The sequence below is a fragment of the Kitasatospora sp. NEAU-CNBT7 genome (assembly GCF_057220535.1).
Window position 1 is genome coordinate 1 of the sequence record NZ_JBXQQB010000016.1, and the last position, 23,674, is coordinate 23,674.

Sequence of the window (23,674 nt, forward strand, 5' to 3'; positions counted from 1 at the left end):
AGTTCGGTGACGAACTCGATGGCGCGGGGGTATTTGTAGGGGGCGATGGTCTGTTTGACGTGGTCCTGCAGTGCGGTGGCGGTGGCCGGGCCGGCGGCGGCGTCGGGGCGGAGTACGACGTAGGCCTTGGCGATGGTGCCGCGGCTCGGGTCGGGTGCGGCGACGACGGCGCAGTCGGCGACGTCGGGGTGGTTCATCAGGGTGTGTTCGACCTCGGGGCCGGCGATGTTGTAGCCGGCGGAGACGATCATGTCGTCGTTGCGGGCCTGGAACCAGTAGTAGCCGTCGGTGTCGCGGATGTAGGTGTCGCCGGTGATGTTCCAGCCGTTGCGGACGTAGCCGAGTTGGCGGTCGTCGGCGAGGTAGCGGCAGCCGGTCGGGCCTTTGACGGCGAGCAGGCCGGGTTGTCCGTCGGGGACGGGGTGGCCGTCCTGGTCCAGGACGGTGGCGCGGTAGCCGGGGACCGGGCGGCCGGTGGAGCCGGGGCGGATGTCGCCGTCGGCGGCGGAGATGAAGACGTGGAGCAGTTCGGTGGCGCCGATGCCGTCGATCAGGCGTAGTCCGGTGGCGTGGTGGAAGGCGTCCCAGACGGCGGCGGGCAGGGGTTCGCCGGCGGAGACGCAGCGGCGGACGGCGGCCAGGCGGTCGGCCAGGCCGGCGGCGAGGATGGCGCGGTAGGCGGTGGGTGCGGTGAACAGCACGCTGACGCCGTGTGCGGCGACCGCTTCGGCGAGCTGTTCGGGGGTGGCCCGCTCCAGCAGCAGGCTGGCGGCGCCGGCGCGCAGCGGGAAGACCAGCAGTCCGCCGAGGCCGAAGGTGAAGCCGAGTGGCGGGGTGCCGGTGAAGAGGTCGTCGGGGCCGGGGCGCAGGATGTGCCGGGAGAAGGTGTCGGCGTTGGCGAGGACGTCGCGGTGGAAGTGCAGGGTCGCCTTGGGGTGGCCGGTGGTGCCGGAGGTGAAGGCGATCAGGGCGACGTCGTCGGCGGCGGTGTCGACGGCGGTGAAGCTCCCGCTCTTGGTGGCGCAGCGCGCGGTCAGGTCCTCGGGCCCGGACCCGCCGTAGGGGAGGATCCGGGTGCCGGGGAGTGCGGCGGCGGTGGCCTCCTCGAGGCGGCGGTGGTCGCACAGGGCGATGGCGGGGGTGCTGATCGCGTGCAGGGCGGCGAGTTCGGGTGCGCGCAGCAGCGGCATGGTGGTGACGACGACGGCGCCGGCTTTCAGGACGCCCAGCCAGCAGGCGGCCAGCCAGGGGGTGTTGGGGCCGCGCAGCAGGACCCGGTTGCCCGGCACCAGCCCCAGGTCCTCGGTGAGCACCTGGGCGACCTGGTCGGAGCGGCGGCGCAACTCGCCGTAGCTCCACTCCTCGGTGGGGGTGAGCAGGCAGCGGCGGTCCGGGCCGTGGTGGTCGACGGCGCCGTCGATCAGGACCTGCGCGCAGTTCAGGCGTGCCGGGTAGCCCAGCTCCGGGAGGTCGAACACCAGCTCGGGCCACTGCTCGGGCGGCGGGAGGCGGTCGCGGCAGAACGTGTCGACATGGGCGGAACGGGCGAGCTCCACGGGCGGCACCTCATTCGGCTCAGCAGGGAGTGAGGCAAGTATGCCGCGCCGGTGACGACAGTCAATGGTTCGGGATAGCCGGGCGGCGCCGGAGCGGCCCGCGATCCGCGGAACTCACCCTGCGCCACCCAACCGCGCCCGGCAACCGGGGCGTTGGCCCGACTGCCGGGCGCGGCCGGCGCGGCGCCCGGCCGCCCGGACCGACCCCCCGTTCACTCCTGACCCACCCCCGTTCGCTCCTGACCCGGCCCCCCGGTTCACTCCCGGTTCAGCCGCCGGCGGGCCGGTTGCGGACGAACAGGAGCGCGGTGGCGGCGGCCGCCAGCGCACCCACCGCGGGGATCAGCACCGCGGTGTGCAGCGCCCCGGCGAAGGAACCGGCGGCGGCGCCGCCCGTCAGGACCGTGCCGGTGATGCTCGATCCGAGCGTGCCGCCGACCTGGCGGAACAGGTTGACCGTGCCGCCGGCCATGCCGCCGTCCGAGTGCGGGACGCTGACCACGGCCGCCGCGGTGCTCGGTGGCAGCAGGAGGCCGGCGCCGGTGCCGAACAGGGCCATCCACAGGCCGACCACCAGGGTGGGCGTGGTGGCGCTCTGGCCGGTCATCAGCAGGGTGCCGGCGGCGGCGAGCAGCGCACCGGCGGTCAGCGTGGCGCGGAAGCCGAACCGCCGCACGGCCCGGCTGGACAGCGGGCTGGCCAGCACGTACGAGGCCATCAGCCAGAGCATCAGGACGCCGGTGGCGAGGATCGACTCGTGCCGGACCCGTTCGAAGTAGAGCACCTGGACGAACGCGACCGCGACGAAGCCGTACTGGGCGATGAAGGCGATCAGGTTGGCGGCGCTGAAGGAGCGCACGGCGAACAGCCGCAGGTTCAGCATCGGGGTGCGGGTGCGGATCTCGACCGCGACGAAGGCGGCCAGCGCCGCCGCCGTGAGCAGGGCCGCGCCGAGCGCCTTCGGCTGCCCGTAGCCGCCGTGGCCGCCCTCGATCACGGTGTAGTTGAGCGCGCCGATGGCGATCACGGCGAGGACCAGGCCCGGCGGGTCGAGGTGGCGTCCGGGGCTGCGGCTCTCGATGACCAGGAACGGGGTGAGCAGCAGGACGGCGGCGCCGAGCACCACGTCGACCAGGAAGACCGCGTGCCAGGAGTGGTGCTGCAGGATCAGTCCGGCCGCGAGCGGGCCGACGGCCAGGCCGATGCCGGAGACCGCGACCCAGATGCCGACCGCCGAGGTGCGCCGGTGGGGGTCGGGGAAGGCGTGGGTGACCAGGGCGAGGCTGTTGGGCAGGACCATGGCGCCGCCGACGCCCATGACCGCCTGGCCGAGGATGACGCCGGTCGCCCCGGAGGAGAGGAAGACCGTCAGGCTGCCGGCCGCGAGCAGGGCGGCGCCGGCGGCGAAGGTACGGCGGCGGCCGATGATGTCGCCGACCGTACCGGCGGACAGGACCAGGCTGGCGAGCACCATCGAGTAGATGCTGGCGACCCAGACCAGCGCGGATCCGGACAGCCCGAGGTCCTGCTGGATCGGGGCCAGCACGGTGGTGATCTGGGTGATGTTGACGAACATCACCAGCTGGCCGAGGCAGACGACCACGAAGCCGGCCCGGTGTCCGGCCGTCCGGGCCGGTGGCGGGGCCAGCGCGACGGCGGGATTCGCGAGCTTGGTCATGGATGGTCCTTTCGACAGGGTTCCCGATGCCGGGGCCGCGGGCCCCGGGACGGCGCGGATCGGCACAACGTGGCTGGCAGCAGGGCTGCGCCGGCACGGCATGCCCGATGGTCGCGGCTTTTCAGGAACGCTAACACCAAAGGGAAACCGATCGGTACCGCAATAATCCGTGACGCAGCTCACGCCGCGAAACACGCCGCATTTCCCATCAGGGATAACGGTCGGTACCATGGGCCCCATGACCAACCAGTCGGCGACGACCCACGGGCCCCGCGAGCGGATCCTCGCCGCGGCGTCGGCCCTCTTCTACCGGCACGGCATCAACGCCACCGGGATCGGCGAGGTGGTGGAGGTCGCGGGCGTCTCGAAGCGGACCCTCTACCAGCAGTTCGAGAGCAAGGACGAGCTGGTCGCCGCGTACCTGCGGCGGATGACCGAGAGCGGCCGGCTGCTCGACCGCCGGCTGGACCGCACCGAACTCGCGCCGCGCGAGCGGCTGGTGGCGCTCTTCGAGCGTCCGGGGGCGGCGTTCCGGGGCTGCCCGATGCACAACGCCTCGGTCGAGCTCACCGAACCCGCGCATCCCGGCCGGGCGGTCATCCACGCCTACAAGCAGGGGTTCCTGGACAGGCTGGTCGACACCGCGCGCCAGGCCGGCGCGGCGGACCCGGAGGAGCTGGGCCACCGGCTGTTCGTGCTGTTCGAGGGCGCGACCGCGCTGGCGACCTCGATCAACGACCCGGCGGCCTTCGACTATGCGCGGCCGGCCGCGGAGACCCTGGTCGGGCAGGCGCTCACCCCGAACTGAGCGCCCGCCCGGGCCGGACCGGGGTCAGCGCTTGGTGCCGTCCACGATCACGGGCGTACCGGTCGAGCCGCACGGGCTGGCGTAGACCGGGTTCTTCTCGGCCGCCGCCTTGAACGCCTCGATGCACTGGCTCATCAGGATCTTGTCGTTCAGCGAGCCCGCGATGGCGGCGTTGGCGGCCGCCGTGCTGTCCGCGTCGATCTTGCGCTTCTCCGCCTCCGCCTTGGCGGTGAGCACCGCGGCCTGGGCCTGGGCGGTCGCCTGGTCCTGCTGGATCTTCTGGTCGATCGCGTGCTGCAGGCTGTCGGAGGGCCGGACGTTGCGCAGGTTGACGGCGGCCACCAGGATGCCGCGCGGGGCCAGCCGGTCGGTGACCAGCTTGGCTATCTCGGCGCTGATCGCCTCCCGTTCGGAGGAGTAGCCCTCGACACCGGTGTGCTTGGCGAAGACGTTGCGGACGATCTCCCGGCTGTCCGGCAGGACCAGGCCCTGCTGGACCGCGTCCGAGCTGCCCGCCAGCTGGTACAGCGCCCGGGTGTGCTGCGGGTCGATGGACCACTTCACCGTCAGGTCGGCGTACAGCACCCCGCCCTCCGAGGAGCGGACCTCGACGGTGTCGTTGCCGGTCAGGTTGAGGTCGCGCGGCCGGGTGGAGAAGGCCGTCACCTCGGTCAGCGGGGACTTCAGGTGCAGGCCCGGCTGCCAGGTCCCGCCGACCCGGCCGAGCGTGGTGGGCACGGCCACCTCGTACGGCTCGACCACGTACGCGACGGTGGACAGCCCGGTCAGCAGCCCGAGGGCGGTGAGCAGCGACCCGGTGAGGGTGGCGAAGCGGAAACCGGCGTTCCCGCGCAGGCGCCGCACGATCAGCGTGAGGCCGGCGGCGAGCAGCAGGAGGGCGAGGTAGAGCATGGTCGGGACTCTCGGTTCTTCGGACGGCAGGACGCCCGAAGCCTAGGGAGCGGCCCGCCCGCCCGAAGATCGATTCGGATGATGTTCACCGGATCGCCAGGTCCGCGCCGGTCGCCCGGTCCTCGGGACGGCCGGCGCGCACGGCGGCCGATGCCGGGGACGGCCGGCGCCCACGGCGGCCGATGCCGAGGGCGGCCGGCGCTCAGGACGGCCGGGCGGCGGCCCGCAGCTCCAGCGCCCGGCCGCCCGGGGTGTCGTCGATCAGTGAGCGCAGCAGCCCGGCCAGCTGCTGCGCCTGCCGCTCGTCCAGCCGCTCGGCCATGAAGGCGACCAGCGGCGCCGCAGCGGCGGTGAGTCCGGCGAGGCGGTCGGCGCCGTCCGGGGTGATCGAGAGCAGGACGGTCCGCCGGTCGTCCGGGCCGGGGTCGCGGGCGACCAGTCCGGCGCGCACCAGTGAGTCGACCAGGCGGCTGGGGCTGCCGGCCTCGCAGACCAGTCGGCGGCCGACCTCGGCGAGGGTCAGCCGGCCGCCCTCGCGCAGCACGTCCAGCACCTCGGCCTGGGCCGGGGTGAGGCCGAGTTCGCGCAGGCCGGAGCCGAGTTGGCGGCTCCCCTCGCGCTGGGCGGCGAGCAGCAGCAGCCGTACCTCGTCGAGCACCCGGGCGTGACCGGGGGCCGGGGCGTGGGGCTCGGCGGGGGTGCCCATGGGCGCTCCTGTTCTCCCGCGCGGGCCCGCACGGGGTTGACAGCGGTGGACGGATCCAGAATATTCAGTGACACGACATCGATGACACAACATCGATGCATCAACACCGATGTCTCGGCATCGATGTTCCGGCATCGATGTTCCGGCATCGATGTTCCGGCATCGATGTTCCGGCATCGATGTCATGACACGACGCAGGGGAAGCGTACGCGTCCGCCTGCCCGTACCGCCCGAGCCCCACCCCGCCCTGCCCCGCCCCTCCCACGGAGAGAAGGCCCCATGACCGTCCCGGACGTCGTCCTGCTCGGTGCCACCGGCACCACCGGCCGGCTCATCGCCGCCGAACTGGCCGCCCGCGGTGCCCGCCTGGTGCTGGCCGGCCGCGACCCGGCCCGGCTGGCCGGCCTGGCGGCCGAGCTCGCCGCCCACCCGGCCGGGCGGCCCGCGGTCCTGCCGCTGGACCTCGGCGACCCGCAGGGCCTGGCGGCGCTCACCGGCGCCGCCCGGGTGGTGCTCAACACCGTCGGCCCGTTCTCCCGGCTGGCCGGGCCGGTGGTCGAGGCCTGCCTCGCCGCCCGCACCCCGTACGTCGACCTGGCCAACGAACTCGACGCCGTCCGCGGCCTGCTGGACCAGGACCGGCGGGCCCGCGAACGGGGGGTCACCCTGGTCACCGGCGCCGGCTTCGGCCCGGCCGTCACCGAGAGCCTGGTGCTGCGGCTGCGCGACGCCGCCGCCGCGCCGCTCACCCACCTGCGGGTCGCCGCCGCCCCGGCCACCGCCCACGACACCGCCGGGGTGCGGGCCTCCGTGGTGGCCACGCTGGCCGGCGGCACCGCCACCTACGCGGCCGGCCGTCTGGAGCGGGCGCCGCTCGGCACCGGCGCCACCACCCTGGTGCTCGGCGGGCGGGACCGACGGGTGCTGCCCGCGCCGGTCGGCGACCTGGAAGCCGCCCACCGGTACGGCGGCGCCGGATCCGTGATCGCGTACGCAACCGACCCGGGCGACCGGGCGGACCCCGCCGCCGACGGCGTCTCGCACGCCTGGGCCGAGGCGCGGGACGCCACCGGCCGGGTCAGGACCGCCGAACTGCGCTGCGGCGAAGGCTTCGCGGTCACCGCCGTGATCGCCGCCGAGACCGCGCTGCGGGTCGCCGCCGGGTCCGAACCGGGCGCCTGGACCCCGGGCGCGCTGCTCGGCGCCGACCTGGTCGAGGCGGCCGGCTGCACGGTCACCCTCGCCGACGCCGACACCCCGCGGACGGCCGCCCGGTGAACGCCTCCCCCGCGACCGCGCTGCCCTCCGGGGTGCACCGGCTCGGCGACCGCCACGTCAACTTCCACCTGGTCCAGGACGGCACCGACCTGACCCTGGTCGACGCCGGGCTGCCCGGCCACCGGGCGCAGCTCACCGCCGAACTGGACCGGCTCGGCCGCTCGGTGCGCGACATCCGGGCCGTCGTGGTCACCCACGGCCACCTCGACCACCTGGGGCTGGCGCGGTGGGTCGCCGTCGAGGCCGGCGCGGAGGTCTGGGTGCACGAGGCGGACGCCCCGATCCTGCGGGCGCCGCGCCGCACGTCCAGGTACTGGAAGCCCGAACGCCCGCTCGCCGCCTACGCGGTGCGCCGCCCCGCCGCGCTCGCCGCGCCGCTGCACCTGGCCCGGCTCGGGGCGCTCGGCACCCGGGCCGTCCCCGACCCGCGGACCTTCACCGGTGGCGAGCGGCTGGACGTGCCCGGCCGGCCGCTGGTGGTGCACACCCCGGGCCACACGGCGGGCAGTTCGGTGGTGCTGCTGCCGGACCGGTCGGTGGCCTTCACCGGGGACGCGCTGGTCACCGGCGACACCGTGGGCGGCCGGGTCGGGCCCTGCCTGATCTGCCGGGCCTTCACCCAGGACAGCGCGCAGGCACTCGACTCGCTGCGGGTGATGTCCGCGCTGGACGCCGCGACCGTGCTCACCGGGCACGGTGAACCGTGGACCGGCGGACTGGCCGCGGCCGCCGAACTCGCCATCGCCGCGGGCCTGCGCTGAGGTCGGAACCGACACCGGAGCCGGGGCCCGCGCGGGCGGACGGCCCGCGGCCCGGCCGGGCGCTCACGCCCCGCGCAGCACCGGCCAGAGCACCTTCGGGTGGAACAGCGTGGTCGGCGCCTGGGTGAGGCCCATCACCGCGACGAAGGCGGCGCACACCTTCTCGTCGACGGCCGCCCGGGCGATCACCCGGTCCAGGTAGCGGTGCTGGATCCGGACCACCGCGCCCGACGGACCGCCCTCGGTGGCCGGGAAGCGGACGTCCTCGCTGCTGGACATCAGCCAGGCGTCGGCCGCCGCGGCCGCCACCGTGCGGCGGGCCTCCCGGGCGCCCGCCCGGCCGATGCCGTGGGCCCGGACGGCCTCGCGCAGCGCCCGGGCGCCGAACACCGCGGTGGAGATGCCCTGTCCGTACACCGGGTTGAAGGTGCAGGCGGCGTCACCCACCACGACCAGGCCCTCGGGCGCGCTGCGCTCGTAGTGCCGGCGCACCCCGGGGCCCGGGCGGAACCCGCGGACCTCGCCGGCCGGTTCGGCGTCCACCAGCAGGTCGCGCAGGATCGGGTCGCGCAGCGCGTCCAGCGCGGCGGCGAACCCGTCCTCGCCGGGCGCGGGCTCCGCACCGCGCATCCCGCCGACGGTGACCAGCCAGCGCCCGCCCTCGACCGGGAGCAGCACCCCGAACCGCGGCTGGTCCGGCGCCTTGGTCTGCAGGTAGACCGCGGGCTGGTCCGGGTCCGCGCCGGCCGGGCGGTGGAACAGCCGGCTGGAGTACGCCACTCCGGGGTCGACCCGTTCCTCGGGCGCGGTGGCGAGGCCCGCCGCGGCCAGCCAGCCCGGCATCCCGGAGGAGCGGCCGGCGGCGTCGACCACCAGCTCCGCGGGGAGTTCGGTGACGTCGTCCTCGGCCGCGCCCCTGGCCCGCAGCCGGACGCCGGTGACCGCGGCGCCGTCGCCCAGCACGCCGAGCACCACGGTGCCCTCCAGGAACTCGATCGAGGGCTCGGCGCGGACCCGTTCCAGCACAGCGTGGTCGAGCACCGGGCGGGTGCAGGAGACGAAGGCCAGGCCCGAGCTGAACCGCGGCATCCAGCCCGCCGAGCTGAGCCAGTTCATGTCGGCGGGCACGTCGACCAGCCGGGCCTGCCGGGCGTCCAGCTCCGCGCCGATGCCGGGGAGCAGTTCCTCCAGCGCCCGGCGGCCGCCCTCCAGCAGCAGGTGGGCGTGGTGGCCCTGCGGGGTGCCGGCCCGGGCGGCCGCCTGCTCGGGGTAGCGGTCGCGCTCGACCACCACGATCCGGCGGGCCGTGCCGCGCAGTGCCCGGGCCGCGAGCAGGCCGGCCAGCCCACCGCCGATCACGACCGCCGTGCCGTACCCGTCCGTACCCGTGTTCCCCGAAGACGCCATGGGGAGAGAGTAGGGGATCGCCGCCGCCCCGCGGGAGCGGCCCGGCCCGGCGCACGGACGCCCTGACCGCAGCTCAGGGCCCTGCTCGCGCCGGTCCCGCGGGCGGTGGTGGCGGTCCGTCAGCCGTCCAGCACGGTCAGGTCGAGCCGGGCGAGCCGCTCCGGGTCGGCCAGGATGTCGATCTGCACGATCAGACCGCCCACCACCGTGAACCCGAGCACCGCGTACGGCTGTCCGCCGGGCGCCGCGACGATCCCCGCCGTGCCGTTGACCAGCGCCGGGCGGGCGAATTGCGCGAACCGGTTGAAGCCGAGCGCCTGCGCCGCCACCTCGCGGGAGCCGCGCAGCAGCTTGGAGGCGCCGGCCGCGAGCGTCCCGCCGTCGGCGCGCAGCACCACGTCCGGGTGGAGCACCGCGACCAGGGCCTCGAAGTCGCCGCCGCGGGAGGCCGCGAGGAAGGCGTCCACCACCTCCCGCTGCCGGGTGAGGTCGTCCGGGACCGTGTCGGTGCCCTGGACCCGGCGGCGGGCCCGGCTGGCGAGCTGGCGGGCGGCGGCCGGGGTGCGGTCGACGATCGGCGCGATCTCGTCGAACGGCACGGCGAACATGTCGTGCAGCACGAAGGCCAGCCGCTCGGCGGGCGCGAGCTGTTCCAGCACCACCAGCAGGGCCAGGCCGACCGCGTCGGCGAGCAGCGCCTCGTGCTCGGGGTCGACGCCGTCCGCGCTGCTCAGGATGGGTTCGGGCAGGTGGACGTCGAGCGGGTCCTCGCGCCGGGCGGTGCGCGAGCGCAGCATGTCGAGGCAGACCCGGGCCACCACCCTGGTGAGCCAGCCGGGCAGGTTCTCGATGCTGTCGCCGTCCGAGCGGTCGAGCCGGAACCAGGCCTCCTGCACGGCGTCGTCGGCCTCGCTGAGCGAGCCGAGCATCCGGTAGGCGACCGCCCGCAGCCGGCCCCGTTCGGCCTCGAAGCGCTCCGCCAGCCGGTCGTGCTCGTCCATCGTCCGCATCCCCTCGTCGTGGTCGGTCACCACCTTGACGTACCGGGCCGCCCGGATGTGACCGCGACGTTCGAAAACCGCCCGTACACGTGCCTTGGCGGGCGGCCGGTCGTTGAGCCGACGAATGGACAGCGTCCACGTCTCGTCGACGGAGCACCCCAGCGCGGGGCTCCGGGCGCCCTGCCCGAGTGATGGATCAGATGAACCAGGGAGTTCGAGAGATGGGCGTTGTGCGCGACAGGCTGGCCGGGCTGGCGGGCGGCGAGCGCGAGGCGTTCCTGTCGGGGCTGGTGGCCGCCGAGGTCAACGCCGTCCTCGGGCACGAGCGGCACCGCCGGGTGGCGGGCTCGGAACCCTGGCGCCGGCTCGGCGTCTACCGGCAGCTGGCGGCGGAGCTGCGGGACCGGCTCGCCTCGCGGACCGGGCTGCGGCTCCCGGCCACCCTGCTGTTCGACTGCCCGACCCCGGACGACGTGACCCGCTACCTGCGGGCCGAGCTGCTCGGCGAGCGGGCCGAGGCCGAGGCGCCGCCGGCCGAGGGCGGGGACGCGCCGGACGACCCGGTGGTGGTCGTCGGGATGGCCTGCCGGTACCCGGGCGGGGTGCGCTCCCCCGGTGAGCTGTGGCAGCTGCTGGCCGAGGGCCGGGACGCGGTCGGCCCGTTCCCCGCCAACCGCGGCTGGGACCTGGACGCGCTCCACCACCCGGACCCGGCCCACTCCGGCACCACGTACGCGCGCGAGGGCGGCTTCGTGCACGACGCGGACGAGTTCGACGCCGGGTTCTTCGGTATCGGCCCACGCGAGGCGACCGCGATGGACCCGCAGCAGCGGCTGCTGCTGGAGACCTCCTGGGAGGCCGTGGAGCGGGCCGGACTCGACCCGCGCTCGTTGAAGGGCACCCGGTCCGGGGTCTTCGTCGGCATCGCGTACCAGGACTACGGCCCGAGCTGGTACGAGGCGCCCGAGGAGTACGAGGGGCACCTGCTGATGGGCAGTCTGACCAGCGCCGCCTCCGGCCGGATCGCCTACACGCTAGGCCTGGAGGGGCCCGCGCTGACCGTCGACACGGCCTGCTCCTCCTCGCTGGTGGCGCTGCACCTGGCGGTGCGGTCGCTGCAGGCGGGCGAGTGCACGCTGGCGCTGGCGGGCGGTGCCCAGGTGATGGCGACGCCCGGGGTGTTCCTGGAGTTCAGCCGCAAGCGCGGGCTGTCGCCGTCCGGCCGCTGCCGCTCGTTCGGCGACGCCGCCGACGGCACCGGCTGGGCCGAGGGCGCCGGGGTGGTGGTGCTGGAGCGGCTGTCCGACGCACGCCGACAGGGGCATCCGGTGCTGGCCCGGGTGCGCGGCAGCGCGGTCAACCAGGACGGCGCCAGCAACGGCCTGACCGCACCGAACGGCCCGGCCCAGCAGCGGATGATCCGGCAGGCCCTGGCCAACGCCCGGCTCGCCGCGCACGAGGTCGACGCGGTGGAGGCGCACGGCACCGGCACCGCGCTCGGCGACCCGATCGAGGCGCAGGCGCTGCTCGCCACCTACGGCCAGGGCCGCCCGCCCGGGCGGCCGCTGCTGCTCGGGTCGATGAAGTCGAACCTCGGGCACAGCAAGGCCGCCGCCGGGATCGGCGGAGTGATCAAAATGGTGCTGGCGCTCCAGCACGGCCTGCTGCCCCGCACCCTGCACGTGGAGGAAACGTCCCGCCGGGTCGACTGGACCTCCGGCGCCGTCGAGGTGCTGGCCGAGGCCCGGCCCTGGCCCGCCACCGGCCGCCCCCGCCGGGCGGCGGTCTCCGCCTTCGGGGTGAGCGGCACCAACGCCCACGTGATCCTCGAGCAGGCGCCGCCGCCGGCCCGGCTGCCCGCCCAGCCGGCCGCCCGGCCGTCCGAGCGGCCCGCCGCCCCTCCCCCGCCCTGGGTGCTCTCCGCCCGGGACGAGGCGGCGCTGCGCGGACAGGCCGCCCGGCTGCACGCCCACCTGTCCGGCGAGCCCGGGACCGGGCCGGCCGACACGGCGTACACGCTGGCCCGGCGCAGCCGCTTCGACCGGCGGGCGGTGCTGGTCGGCGGCGGGCGGACGGAGCTGCTGGAGCGGCTGGACGCGCTGGCCCGGGGCCGGACGGCGCCGGGCGTGTTCACCGGCAGCGCGGCCGGGGCCGGGAAGCTGGCCTTCGTGTTCACCGGGCAGGGCAGCCAGCGGCCCGCGATGGGCCGTGAACTGTACGCCGCGCACCGGCCGTTCGCGGCGGCGTTCGACGAGGTCTGCGACGCGCTGGACCGGGGCGCCGGGCCGCGCCCCGAGCGGCCGGTCCGGGAGGTGCTGTTCGCCGCCGCCGGCACCCCGGGGGCGGCGCTGCTGGAGCGCACCGACTACGCGCAGGTCGCGCTGTTCGCGCTGGAGGTGGCGCTGTTCCGCCAGTTGGAGGCCTGGGGGGTGGTGCCCGACCTGCTGCTCGGCCACTCGGTCGGCGGGATCGCGGCCGCCCACCTGGCCGGGGTGTGGTCGCTGGAGGACGCGTGCACCGTGGTCGCGGCCCGGGGGCGGCTGATGCACTCCTGCCGCTCGGACGGCGCGATGCTGGCGGTGCGCGCCGGTGAGGCCGAGGTCCGGGAGTCGCTGGCGGGGCGCGAGCACCTGGTGGCGGTGGCCGCCGTCAACGGTCCGGCCGCCACGGTGCTCTCCGGCGACCGCGCGAGCGTGCTCGACCTCGCCGGGCACTGGGCCGGCCGGGGCCGACCGGCCACCCTGCTGCGGGTCGCCCACGCGTTCCACTCCCCGCACATGGACGGTGCGCTGGCGCGGTTCCGGGAGGTGGTCGCCGGTGTCACCGCGCACCCCGCGCGGATCCCGGTGGTCTCCGACCTGACCGGGCGGCCCGCCACCGACGGCGAGCTGGCCGATCCCGGCTACTGGGCCCGGCAGTTGCGCGGCACGGTCCGCTTCCTGGACGGGATGCGCACCCTCCAGCGGAACGGCGCCTCACACTTCCTGGAGCTCGGTCCGGCGCCGGTGCTGACCGCGCTCGGGCACGAGTGCCTCGACCACGGTGTGCAGAGCCCGCCGGTCCTGGTGGCCGCCCAGCAGCCCGGCCGCGCCGAACCGGCCGCGCTCACCGAGGCGTTGGCCGAGCTGCACGCCACCGGGGTGCCGGTCGACTGGGCCGCCCGCTGCGGCCGGGCCACCCTGGTCGACCTGCCGACCTACGCGTTCCAGCGGCGGCGGTACTGGCTCGAGCCGCCGCGGCTGCGCGGCGGCGGCCGGCCCGCCGGGGGCGGCGCGCCCGGGCGGTACCGGGTCGGCTGGCAGCGGGCGGCTGCGGCGCCGATCACCGCGCTCGGCGGCAACTGGCTGGTGGTCGCGCCGGCCGGCGCCCCGGCGGACACCACGGGCCCGGTGGTGGCGGCGCTGGCCGCGGCCGGTGCGAGCCCGGTGCTGCTGGCGCTGGGCGGTGAGGCGTACGACCGGGGGCGGCTGGCCGAGCGGCTGGCCCGCGCCCGGGCCGCCGGTCCGGCCTTCGACGGGGTGCTGTCGCTGCTGGCGGCGGACGGCTCGCCGTACCCCGGGCAGCCGGTGCTGCCGTCCGGTCTGGCGGCCAATGTCGCGCTGGCCCAGGCGCTGGCCGATCTCGGCTGGCCGTGCCCGCCCTGGTGGCTGACCGGCGGCGCGGTGGCCGTCGGTACGGCTGAGGCAGGTGGAGCAGGTGGGCCAGGCGGGGCAAGCGGTACGGGCGGGGCGGGCCCCGATCCGGCGCAGGCCCTGCACTGGGGGCTGGGCCGGACGCTGGGGCTGGAACGGCCCGGTGGCTGGGGCGGTCTGGTCGACCTGCCGGCCGGGCCCACCGCGCAGGACCTCTCCCAGCTGTGCGCGGTGCTGGCGGACGGCGGCGAGGACCAGGTCGCGGTGCGGGCGGGTGCCCGGTGGGTGCGGCGGCTGCTGCCGGCCGGGCCCGGAACGGCGGACCCGTGGCGGCCGCGCGGCACGGTGCTGGTGACCGGCGGGACGGGCGCGCTCGGTGCCCGCGCCGCCCGCTGGCTGGCCCGGCACGGCGCGCGGCGCCTGGTGCTGACCAGCCGCCGGGGCCCGGACGCCCCCGGCGCGGACCGGCTGGCCGCCGAGCTGGCCGCGCTCGGTGCGCGGGTGACGGTCGCCGCCTGCGACGTGGCCGACCGCCAGGAGCTGGCGGCGCTGCTGGCCCCGCTGGCCGGGGAGTTGACCGCGGTGGTGCACGCGGCGGGGGTGAGCGGCAGATTCGTCCCACTCGCCGAGACCGAACCGGCCGAGTTCGCCGAGGTGGTCAGGGCCAAGGTGGCGGGCGCCGTCCATCTGGAGGAGTTGCTGGCGGGCCGGGAGCTGGACGCGTTCGTCACCTTCGGGTCGATCGCGGGCGTCTGGGGCAGCGGCGGCCAGGCCGCGTACAGCGCGGCCAACGCCTTCCTGGACGCGCAGGCCGAGCGGCGGCGGGCGCGCGGGCTGGCCGCCACCTCCGTCGCCTGGGGTCCGTGGGCCGAGGAGGGGATGGCCGCCGATCCGGCGGTCGCCGACCACCTGCGGCGGCGCGGCCTGCTGCCGATGGCGCCCGAGGCGGCCGTGGCGGCGCTCTGGCAGGAGGTCGCGGCGGGTGCGGCCACGACGACCGTCGCCGAGGTGGACTGGGAACGGTTCACCGCCACGTTCACCGCGGCCCGGCCGAGCCGGCTGTTCGACGCGCTGCGGACCGCGCCGGCCGCCTCCGGCGCCGCCCCGGCGGCCGACGCCGCGGTACCGCAGGCGGCGGGCGCGCCGGACTTCGCGGCGCTCTCCGACGCCGAACGGCCCGGTGCGCTGCTGGAACTCGTCCGGACCAGGGCGGCCGCACTGCTCGGCCACGCCTCCCCCGAGGAGGTCGACCCGTCCCGCAGCCTGCTCGACCAGGGCTTCGACTCGCTGGCCGCGGTACGGCTGTGCCGGGAGCTGGCGGCGGCGACCGGGCTGCGGCTGCCCACCCCGATGGTGTTCGAGCACCCGAGCCCCCGGGCGCTGGCCGGCCACCTCAGTGCCGAGCTGGCCGGGAGGGCGGCGCCGGCCGCGCCGGCCGGGCAGGACCCGGCGGGCGCCGACCCGGGCGGCCCGGAGCAGTCCGCCGGCTGGTCGGGCAGCATCCGCCGGCTCTACCGGCGGGCCTGCGAGGACAACCGGTACCTGGACGGGATGGAGCTGCTGACGGCGGCGGCCCGGATCCGCCCGGTCTTCCGCGGGCCCGGCGAGCCGGCGCCCCGCCCCGCCCCGGTCCGGCTGGCCGAGGGCCCGGCCGGGCTGCCGGACCTGGTGTGCCTGCCGCCGATCATCGCCCCCTCGGGGCCGCACAACTACGCCCGGCTGGCGGCGCACCTGGCGGGCCGGCGCACCGTGTACGCGTACACCCATCCCGGGTTCGGTGACGGCCAGGCGCTGCCCGCCGACTGGGACCTGGTGGTGGAGGTGCACGCGCGGACCGTGCGGCGGGACTTCGGCGGCCGGCCGTACGCGCTGGCCGGCTACTCCTCCGGCGGCTGCCTGGCGCACGCGGTGACCGACCGGCTGGAGGCGCTCGGCGCCGCGCCGGCCGGGGTGGTGCTGCTGGACTCGCTGCCGCTGGCCGAGGGGTCGTGGGCCCGGATCAGGCCGCTGTTCCGCAGCATGGCGCTGGACGAGCAGGCGTTCGCGTTGATGACGGACGACCAGCTCACCGCGATGGCCCACCACCTGCACCTGTTCGAGGGCTGGAAGCCGGGCCGGCTGGACACCCCGATGCTGATGGTGCGGGCGCTGGACCCGGTCCCCGACTGGCAGGACGACTGGCTCACCGACGAGGACTGGCGCACGGTGTGGCACCACCCGCACCGGACCGTCCAGGTGCCGGGCGACCACTGGTCGCTGATGAACGAGAACGCCGACTCCACGGCCACCGCCGTGCACCGGTGGCTGCTGGAACCCGGCCGCCACCACTGACCTCCCCTTCGGACCCACCCCCTTCGAAACTGAGAGCACCACCATGGACAGCGCACCCCTCGACCGGCCGGCCGACTCCTACCGCACCGGTCTGCTCAGCAAGGACCTGCCGACCGAACTGGACCGGCTGCGGGCCCTGGAGCGGTCGATGGACCCGACCTCGATCGCGATCCTGGAGGCGCTGCCGATCCAGCCCTCCTGGCACTGCCTGGAGATGGGCGCGGGCGCCGGGTCGATGGCGTACTGGCTGGCGAAGCAGTGCCTGGCCGGCCAGGTCGTCGCCGCCGACATCGACCCCCGGTTCCTCGACGCCCGCCGGGCCGCCAACCTGGACGTGGCCGGGATCGACCTCGCCCGGCACGAGTTCCCGCCCGGCTCCTTCGACCTGATCCACAGCCGGGCCGTGCTGTCCCACATCCCGGAGCGGGACGCGGTGCTGCGGGCCGCCGCCGGGTGGCTGCGGCCGGGCGGCTGGCTGGTGGTGCAGGACTTCGTGCTGCTGCCGCCGGAGCCGGCCGCGGCCTCGCCGCTGACGCCGTTCGTCGAGGCGATGATCCTGGGCGGCCCGCAGCAGGGCAACGACTCCCGCTGGACCCGGCGGATGCCCGCCGCGCTGACGGCGCTCGGGCTGGAGCGGCTGCAGCTGCGGACCACCGCGCTGACGGCGGGTCTCGGCGGTCCGGCCGACGAGCTGTGGCGGATCTCGCTGCGGCAGCTGGCACCCGCCTTCGTGGAGCGGGGGTCCATGACGGAGGAGCAGGTCGCCGCCCTGGCGGACGCGTTGGAGCGGCGCACCCTGGTGGACTTCTCGTTCCTGTTCGTCTCGGCCTGGGCCCGCCGCCCGCTGGTGGGGCGTCCACGCTGAGCGGTGCCGCACTGCGCGGCGGCCGGTGCGGCCGGTGCCTACCGGCCGCCGCGCAGGAACTCGCGGTTGAGCGCGGCGATGCCGGTGAGCGGGATGCCCTTGGGGCAGGCGGTGGCGCACTCGCCGGTGTTGGTGCAGCCGCCGAAGCCCTCGTCGTCCATGGCCGCGACCATCGAGCGGGCCCGGCTGCCGCGTTCCGGCGCGCCCTGCGGGAGAAGGCTGAGGTGGACCACCTTGGCGGCGGTGAAGAGCATCGCCGAGCCGTTCGGGCAGGCCGCCACGCAGGCGCCGCAGCCGATGCACTCGGCGTGCTCGAAGGCGAGGTCGGCGGCGTCCTTGGGGACGGGGGTCGCGTGGGCCTCAGGTGCGCTGCCGGTGGGGGCGGTGATGTAGCCGCCGGAGCCGATGATCCGGTCCAGCGCGGAGCGGTCCACCACCAGGTCGCGGACGACCGGGAAGGCGCCGGCCCGCCACGGTTCGACGTCGATGGTGTCGCCGTCGGCGAAGTGCCGCATGTGCAGCTGGCAGGTGGTGGTGCGTTCGGGGCCGTGCGCCCGGCCGTTGATGACCATGCCGCAGGCGCCGCAGATCCCCTCCCGGCAGTCGTGGTCGAAGGCGACCGGTGCCTCGCCGCGCAGGATCAGCTCCTCGTTGAGGGTGTCCAGCATCTCCAGGAAGGACATGTCGGGGCTGATGTCCGCGACCTGGTAGGTGGTCAGCGAGCCGGGTGCGTCCGGTCCGGCCTGCCGCCAGATCCGCAGGGTCAGGTTCATGCGTAGCTCCGCTGGGTGGGGTGGACGTGCTCGAAGTGCAGCTGCTCCCGGTGCAGGACGGGCGCGCTGCCGGTGCCGGTGAACTCCCAGGCGGCCGCGTAGCCGAACTCCTCGTCACGGCGGGCGGCCTCGCCGGTGTCGGTGCGGCTCTCCTCGCGGAAGTGGCCGCCGCAGGACTCGGTGCGGTGCAGGGCGTCCAGGCACATGAGTTCGGCCAGTTCGAGGTAGTCGACGATCCGGTTGGCCTTCTCCAGCGCCTGGTTGAGCTCCTCGCCGGTGCCGGGGACCTTGATCCGGCGCCAGAACTCCTCGCGCAGCTGCGGGATCCGGGCCAGCGCGCGGCGCAGTCCGGCGTCGTTCCTGGCCATGCCGCACTCGTCCCAGAGCAGGGCGCCGAGTTCGCGGTGGAAGGACTCCGGGGTGCGGTCGCCGTCGACGGCGAGGATCAGGTGGAGCTGGTCGGTGACCTCGGCGACCGCGGCCTCGACGGCGGGGTGGTCGTCGGGGACGGGAGCGGGGCGGTGGCGGGCGAGGTAGTCGTTGAGGGTGGGCGGCAGCACGAAGTAGCCGTCGGCGAGGCCCTGCATCAGGGCGCTGGCGCCCAGCCGGTTGGCGCCGTGGTCGGAGAAGTTGGCCTCGCCGATGGCGAACAGGCCGGGGACGGTGGTCTGCAGGTCGTAGTCGACCCACAGGCCGCCCATGGTGTAGTGGATCGCCGGGTAGATCCGCATCGGTGCCCGGTAGGGGTCCTCGGCGGTGATCCGCTGGTACATCTCGAACAGGTTGCCGTACTTGGCCTCGATCTCGGCGCGGCCCAGCCGGGCGATGGCGTCCGCGAAGTCGAGGTAGACGCCCTGGCCGCCGGGGCCCACCCCGCGGCCCTCGTCGCAGACGTTCTTGGCGGCCCGGGAGGCGATGTCGCGCGGGACCAGGTTGCCGAAGGAGGGGTAGATCCGTTCCAGGTAGTAGTCGCGTTCGGCTTCCGGGATCTCGCCGGGCGGGCGGGTGTCGCCCCGGGCCCGGGGCACCCAGATCCGGCCGTCGTTGCGCAGCGACTCGCTCATCAGGGTGAGCTTGGCCTGGTGGTCGCCGGAGCGCGGGATGCAGGTGGGGTGGATCTGGGTGAAGCAGGGGTTGGCGAACAGGGCGCCGCGCCGGTGGGCGCGCCAGATCGCGGTCGCGTTGGAGTTCTTGGCGTTGGTGGACAGGTGGAAGACGTTGCCGTAGCCGCCGGTGGCGAGCACCACGGCGTCGGCGAGGTGGGTGGTGATCCGCCCGGTGACCAGGTCGCGGGCGACGATGCCGCGGGCCCGGCCGTCGACCACGATCAGCTCGAGCATCTCGGTGCGGGCGTGCAGCTCGACCCGGCCGGCCGCGATCTGCCGGGAGAGCGCCTGGTAGGCGCCGAGCAGCAGCTGCTGCCCGGTCTGGCCGCGGGCGTAGAAGGTGCGGGAGACCTGGACGCCGCCGAACGAGCGGGTGTCCAGCAGCCCGCCGTACTCGCGGGCGAACGGGACGCCCTGGGCGACGCACTGGTCGATGATCTCCACCGAGACCTGGGCGAGCCGGTGGACGTTGGACTCGCGGGCGCGGAAGTCGCCGCCCTTGACGGTGTCGTAGAACAGCCGGCGCACCGAGTCACCGTCGTTGCGGTAGTTCTTGGCCGCGTTGATGCCGCCCTGGGCGGCGATCGAGTGGGCCCGGCGCGGGGAGTCCTGGAAACAGAACTGGACCACCCGGTAGCCCTGTTCGGCCAGCGTGGCGCCGGCCGCACCGCCCGCGAGTCCGGTGCCGACCACGATGACGGTGTGCCCGCGCCGGTTGGCGGGGTTGACCAGGCCGGCCTCGAACCGCCGCCGGTCCCAGCGCTGTTCGATCGGTCCGGCGGGCACGGCGGTGTCGGTGACGGGCGCGCCGACGGTGTAGTCCAGGTACGGGTTCATCGCACGACTCCGGTCAGTACGGCGACGGGCACGGCGAGGAAGCCGGCCGTCAGGACGAACGCGAGCAGATCGGCCGTGGCCTTCAGCACCCGGTCGCGGCGCGGGTTGTTGACGCCGAGGGTCTGCGCGGCGCTCCAGAAGCCGTGCCGCACGTGCAGGCCGAGCGCGAGCATCGCGAGGATGTAGATGCCGCCGCCGTACCAGGTCGAGAACGAGGCCACGATGTTCTGGTACGGGTGGCCCTCCTCGGCGCGCGGGTTCACCGTGAGGGTGGTGAGGTCCAGGATGTGCCAGACGATGAACAGCCCGAGGATCACCCCGCCCCAGCGCATGGTGCGGGTGGCGTAGCTGGTGCGGCGCGGCCGGTGGGCGTACTTCTGCGGCCGGGCGGCCAGGTCGCGCCGGCTGAGCTGGAACGCGGCGACGCCGTGCACCACGACCGCGGCCAGCAGGCCGGTCCGGGCGATCCACAGGAACCAGCCGTGGTGCAGCAGCGGCTGACCGAGGGTGCGCAGCCAGGCCGCGTAGCCGTTGAGGTCGTCGGGGCCGAAGAAGACCTTGAGGTTCCCGAGCATGTGGAGGACCAGGTAGAGCAGCATGACGAGGCCGCTGACCGCCATCGCCGCCTTCTTGCCGACGGTCGAGCGCCAGAGCGTCGTGAGGGTGGAGGGGTGTCGGCCCGTCCGAGTCGCCAGTGCCATGCCGGCCACGCTAGGGAGGCGCCCTACCGGTCGTCCAAGACATGATGCGGGCGGATTCGATAGGTGATGCCTATCGTGGCCGGTTAGCATGGGGTGGTGCAGTTGCAGCAGCTCCGTTACTTCGTGGCCGTGGCCGAGACCGGGCACTTCACCCGCGCCGCCGAGCGGATGCTGGTGGCGCAGCCCTCGCTGTCCCAGCAGATCCGTTCACTGGAACGGGAGTTGGGTGCCGAGCTGGTCCACCGCAGCCGGGGCGCCAGCACCCTGACCGATGCCGGGCAGGCGCTGCTGCCGCTGGCCCGGCGGATCCTCGCGGACACCGAGAGCGCCCGGCGGGCGGTCCAGGAGGTCGTCCGGCTGCGGCGCGGCCGGGTGCGGCTCGGGGCGACGCCGAGCCTGTGCGTCAGCCTGGTGCCGGACGTGCTGCGGGCGTACCGCTCACGGCATCCCGGGGTCGAGCTGCAGGTCCGCGAGGGCGGTTCGCGGGACCTGGTGGCGCTGCTGGGCCAGGGCGCCCTCGACCTGGCGCTGATCATCCCGCCGCCGGCCGGGCAGGGTCCGGCGCTGGCCGTCACCGAGCTGCTGCACGAGGACCTGGTGCTGGTCGCCGCGCCCGGCCTGCCCGGGCTGCCGGGGCCCGGACGGGCGGCCCGGATCGAGGATCTGCGCGGGCGGCCGCTGGTGATGTTCCGGGAGGGCTACGACCTGCGGGAGACCACCGTGTCGGCCTGCCGGGCGGCGGGCTTCGAGCCGGAGTTCGCGGTCGAGGGCGGCGAGATGGACGCCGTGCTCGGCTTCGTCGCGGCGGGGCTCGGCCCGGCGGTGCTGCCGGGCATGGTGGCGGCCAGGTCGGGGCTGGCGGTGACCCCGTTCGCCGGACCGGGCCCGGGGCGGACCATCGCCGTCGCACACGGCGCCGAGCTGCCGCTGACGCACGCGGCCGCGGCGCTGCGCGACACCGTGCTGCGCCATCTGGCGGACGCGGACCGGGCGGGCGCCCTGCCGCCGGGCACCCGGCTGGCCGCAGGCTGAGGGACACGCCCGCCCGGCGACCGGCGGGGCGATTTCCGACGTTTCGTCCTGCGCCCTGCTACAGTCGAATCAGTTGCGGTTGTGGTTCCCATGAATTCTGTGTGCGCCTGCTGGCTTGTGACCTCCAGGCGCATTTTTGTTTTCCCCGGCCTGTGCCGGGTGGGTGCTTTTTTCGGCGACTCGGGTCCGCGACGTGCGGATTCCGGCAAGCCATCTGAAGGAGATTGTGTTATGGCTACTGGCACCGTGAAGTGGTTCAACGCGGAAAAGGGCTTCGGCTTCATCGAGCAGGAGGGTGGCGGCCCGGACGTGTTCGCCCACTACTCGAACATCAACGCCAGCGGCTTCCGTGAGCTGCTCGAGGGCCAGAAGGTCGAGTTCGACGTCACCCAGGGCCCGAAGGGCCCGCAGGCGGAGAACATTCGCCCCCTCTGACATCTGTCACTGCCGGCCTTCGCGGGCAGTCCTGAAGGCCCCCGTCACGAGCATCCGCTCGTGACGGGGGCCTTCCTCGTTCCCGGTCCGCGGTGCCCGTGGGTCGCGGTGCCCGTCGGTCGCGTTTCCGGTCGGTCAGCGCCCGGGCACCGGGTCGTGGCCGCCCTCGGTGCCGGGGCGGCAGCGCAGCAGGCGGCCCGCGGTCAGCCGGGCGCCGCGCAGCGCGCCGTGCCGGTGCAGGGCCTGCACGGCGAAGGTCGAGCAGGACGGTGTGTACGGGCAGCACGGGCGCCGGTTCGGGCTGATCCGGGTGCGGTAGAAGCGCACCGCGCCGTACAGCCCGGCGGCCGCGGCCCCGCGCGGGACCGGCGCCGCCGGGTCGGCGGCGGCCCGGCCCGGCCGGCCGGTGGCCGCGCCGACCGCCGCCTCGAGCGCCGCCAGAGCGGTGAGCGGGATCAGCGCGATCATGCAGGGGTCGGCCAGGTCACCGAGGCAGTCGCAGACGTCGCAGGCGTCGCAGCAGTCGTTGTCGCGCTTGCGGTTGCGCCGTCGGTGCTCCTGCCAGGCGCGCCGCTGCTGCTTGCGGCGGCGCCGCTCGCTGTCCGGCAGCCACCACCAGGCCCGGCCGGGCCGTCCCGGCGGCCGGGCCTGCTGCTGCGCGCCGTACGGATCGTGAGGGGACACGGTTGACGCTCACTCCGTTCTGCCGGTCTGCCCCGGCGCTCGCCCGGCCGGTCGCCGGGCACTCTCCCCGCCTCGGACGACGACGGGCACCGGACGGTTCCAGGCCCGGTCCCGGGGTCAGGTTCGGCGCCGCGGCAGCGCGGGGCGCAGCGGGACCACGCCGAGGCCCGCGTCCACCATGAGGTCCCGGTCGGTACCGGGCAGCAACCACAGGTCGGCCGACAGCACTGGGGCGACGTACGGCTCGGCAATCCGCACGACGCCGGTGTCCGCCGGGTGTTGCCGGGTACCGGTTGTGCACCGCTCCAGGCCCGCCAGGGGCGCCTGCCGGCGGATCGTCAGGGGTGGCTCGGGGCAGGATCCGGGCACGGACCGGCGGGCGGGCGGCGCCGGGCGGCGGGGTGCCCGGCGGCGGGGGCCGGACGGGCGCGTGCGAAGCTGTGGGGCCGACGAGGCGGAACAGGGGCGGTCATGGGGGCAGGAATGCGCGGTAACACCAGGTCAGCGGTGTCGGGGCCGCCCGTCGAGGGGTCCGCCGCCGCGCGGACCGTCGGTCTGCTGGACCTCCGGGGCCACGCCGGTTCCCTGCCCGTGCTGCACTATCCGGCCGACGCCGTGGTGGTGGTCTCCGGCCTGCCCGGCAGCGGCAAGAGCACGCTGCTGCGCCGCTGGTCGGACGCGGTCCGGGTGGTGGACCCGCGCGACGTCCACGAGGCGTGCGAGGCCGTGATGCCCGAGCGGCTGCCGTACGGGGTGTACCGGCCGTGGGCGCGGCTGGTGCACCTGCGTTGGCTGCGGGCGGGCGTGCGCGGGGGCGGTCCGCTGCTGGTGCACGACTGCGGCAGCCGCCCGTGGCTGCGCCGGTGGCTGGCCCGCGGCGCCGCCCGGCAGGGGCGGGAGCTGCACCTGGTGGTCCTGGACGTCGGCCGTGCCGAGGCGTTGAACGGCCAGCGGGCGCGCGGCCGGTGGGCACCCCGGCGGACATTCGACCGGCACTGCGCGGGCCTCGGGCGGCTGCTCGACGCCCTGACGCCCGGCGGCCCGGCCGCCACCGCCGCACCGGTCCCGGACGCGGTGGCGGAGGCCACCTCGGTCGTCCTGCTGGACCGCTCCTCCCGTGCCCACGCGACGGCCCTCTTCGGCGCCCCGGCCGACCCCGCGGGCTGAGCCG

At 75.5% G+C, this 23,674-nt stretch carries 19 protein-coding genes; 8 read left to right on the forward strand and 11 right to left on the reverse strand.

Annotation, left to right across the window (positions count from 1 at the left end):
* Nucleotides 1-1,556, reverse strand: a 1,556-nt coding sequence (locus AC2TEW_RS21065) for an AMP-binding protein (protein WP_484624873.1), incomplete at its 3' end; no start/stop codon positions are given.
* Nucleotides 1,557-1,824: 268 nt separating this feature from the next.
* A complete protein-coding gene (locus tag AC2TEW_RS21070; RefSeq protein ID WP_484624874.1) occupies nt 1,825-3,234 on the reverse strand; it encodes an MFS transporter in 1,410 nt (469 codons plus the stop codon).
* A gap of 238 nt (nt 3,235-3,472) precedes the next feature.
* On the opposite strand from AC2TEW_RS21070, the gene AC2TEW_RS21075 reads away from it, so the two are divergent.
* On the forward strand, nt 3,473-4,042 hold the full coding sequence (locus AC2TEW_RS21075; protein ID WP_484624875.1) for a TetR/AcrR family transcriptional regulator: 570 nt from the start codon (nt 3,473-3,475) through the stop codon (nt 4,040-4,042).
* 24 nt (nt 4,043-4,066) lie between these two features.
* Here AC2TEW_RS21075 and AC2TEW_RS21080 read toward each other — a convergent pair whose 3' ends face one another.
* A complete protein-coding gene (locus AC2TEW_RS21080) occupies nt 4,067-4,954 on the reverse strand; it encodes a prohibitin family protein (protein WP_484624876.1) in 888 nt (295 codons plus the stop codon).
* Between the two features lie 202 nt (nt 4,955-5,156).
* Nucleotides 5,157-5,660, reverse strand: coding sequence for a MarR family winged helix-turn-helix transcriptional regulator (locus AC2TEW_RS21085; RefSeq protein WP_484624877.1), 504 nt, complete (start codon nt 5,658-5,660; stop codon nt 5,157-5,159).
* Between the two features lie 279 nt (nt 5,661-5,939).
* Between AC2TEW_RS21085 and AC2TEW_RS21090 the strand changes: the two genes are divergently transcribed.
* Complete coding sequence (locus AC2TEW_RS21090) at nt 5,940-6,938, forward strand: saccharopine dehydrogenase NADP-binding domain-containing protein (RefSeq protein ID WP_484624878.1); 999 nt, start codon at nt 5,940-5,942, stop codon at nt 6,936-6,938.
* Nucleotides 6,935-7,699, forward strand: a complete 765-nt coding sequence (locus AC2TEW_RS21095) for an MBL fold metallo-hydrolase (protein WP_484624879.1) — start codon at nt 6,935-6,937, stop codon at nt 7,697-7,699. Before AC2TEW_RS21090 ends, AC2TEW_RS21095 begins: the two co-directional genes overlap by 4 nt.
* Nucleotides 7,700-7,762: 63 nt before the next feature.
* Here the strand turns inward: AC2TEW_RS21095 and AC2TEW_RS21100 are convergent, their stop codons facing one another.
* Entirely contained in the window at nt 7,763-9,106 is a 1,344-nt protein-coding gene (locus tag AC2TEW_RS21100) for an NAD(P)/FAD-dependent oxidoreductase (RefSeq protein WP_484624880.1), read from the reverse strand.
* Nucleotides 9,107-9,225: 119 nt separating this feature from the next.
* A complete protein-coding gene (gene sigJ / locus AC2TEW_RS21105; RefSeq protein WP_484625017.1) occupies nt 9,226-10,107 on the reverse strand; it encodes an RNA polymerase sigma factor SigJ in 882 nt (293 codons plus the stop codon).
* Between the two features lie 230 nt (nt 10,108-10,337).
* Between sigJ and AC2TEW_RS21110 the strand changes: the two genes are divergently transcribed.
* Together AC2TEW_RS21110 and AC2TEW_RS21115 are read left to right on the forward strand one after the other, a co-directional pair.
* Complete coding sequence (locus AC2TEW_RS21110; RefSeq protein ID WP_484625018.1) at nt 10,338-16,070, forward strand: type I polyketide synthase; 5,733 nt, start codon at nt 10,338-10,340, stop codon at nt 16,068-16,070.
* A 43-nt stretch (nt 16,071-16,113) separates the two neighbouring features.
* Nucleotides 16,114-16,935 carry a class I SAM-dependent methyltransferase gene (locus AC2TEW_RS21115; protein WP_484624881.1) on the forward strand — a complete coding sequence of 274 codons (822 nt, stop codon included), beginning with the start codon at nt 16,114-16,116 and terminating at the stop codon, nt 16,933-16,935.
* A gap of 38 nt (nt 16,936-16,973) precedes the next feature.
* On the opposite strand, the gene AC2TEW_RS21120 is transcribed toward AC2TEW_RS21115, so the two are convergent.
* The 3 genes from AC2TEW_RS21120 to AC2TEW_RS21130 are packed head-to-tail and all read right to left on the reverse strand — an operon-like array spanning nt 16,974 to nt 20,352.
* Nucleotides 16,974-17,708, reverse strand: coding sequence for a succinate dehydrogenase/fumarate reductase iron-sulfur subunit (locus tag AC2TEW_RS21120; protein ID WP_484624882.1), 735 nt, complete (start codon nt 17,706-17,708; stop codon nt 16,974-16,976).
* On the reverse strand, nt 17,705-19,651 hold the full coding sequence (locus AC2TEW_RS21125) for a fumarate reductase/succinate dehydrogenase flavoprotein subunit (RefSeq protein WP_484624883.1): 1,947 nt from the start codon (nt 19,649-19,651) through the stop codon (nt 17,705-17,707). Before AC2TEW_RS21125 ends, AC2TEW_RS21120 begins: the two co-directional genes overlap by 4 nt.
* Entirely contained in the window at nt 19,648-20,352 is a 705-nt protein-coding gene (locus AC2TEW_RS21130; RefSeq protein ID WP_484624884.1) for a succinate dehydrogenase cytochrome b subunit, read from the reverse strand. The genes AC2TEW_RS21125 and AC2TEW_RS21130 overlap by 4 nt, the downstream gene beginning before the upstream one ends.
* A gap of 96 nt (nt 20,353-20,448) precedes the next feature.
* Between AC2TEW_RS21130 and AC2TEW_RS21135 the strand changes: the two genes are divergently transcribed.
* Nucleotides 20,449-21,384, forward strand: a complete 936-nt coding sequence (locus tag AC2TEW_RS21135; protein WP_484624885.1) for a LysR family transcriptional regulator — start codon at nt 20,449-20,451, stop codon at nt 21,382-21,384.
* Nucleotides 21,385-21,615: 231 nt separating this feature from the next.
* Nucleotides 21,616-21,819 (forward strand): cold-shock protein, encoded by a 204-nt coding sequence (locus AC2TEW_RS21140; protein ID WP_359893572.1) that lies wholly within the window; start codon nt 21,616-21,618, stop codon nt 21,817-21,819.
* A 135-nt stretch (nt 21,820-21,954) separates the two neighbouring features.
* On the opposite strand, the gene yidD is transcribed toward AC2TEW_RS21140, so the two are convergent.
* Nucleotides 21,955-22,503, reverse strand: coding sequence for a membrane protein insertion efficiency factor YidD (gene yidD, locus AC2TEW_RS21145; RefSeq protein ID WP_484624886.1), 549 nt, complete (start codon nt 22,501-22,503; stop codon nt 21,955-21,957).
* Between the two features lie 117 nt (nt 22,504-22,620).
* The gene (locus AC2TEW_RS21150; protein ID WP_484624887.1) at nt 22,621-22,761 is read right to left on the reverse strand and encodes an MBL fold metallo-hydrolase; all 141 of its coding nucleotides are present in this window, start codon (nt 22,759-22,761) and stop codon (nt 22,621-22,623) included.
* Nucleotides 22,762-23,010: 249 nt separating this feature from the next.
* Here AC2TEW_RS21150 and AC2TEW_RS21155 point away from each other — a divergent pair, with 249 nt between their 5' ends.
* Entirely contained in the window at nt 23,011-23,670 is a 660-nt protein-coding gene (locus AC2TEW_RS21155) for an AAA family ATPase (RefSeq protein ID WP_484624888.1), read from the forward strand.
* Nucleotides 23,671-23,674: the final 4 nt, after the last annotated feature.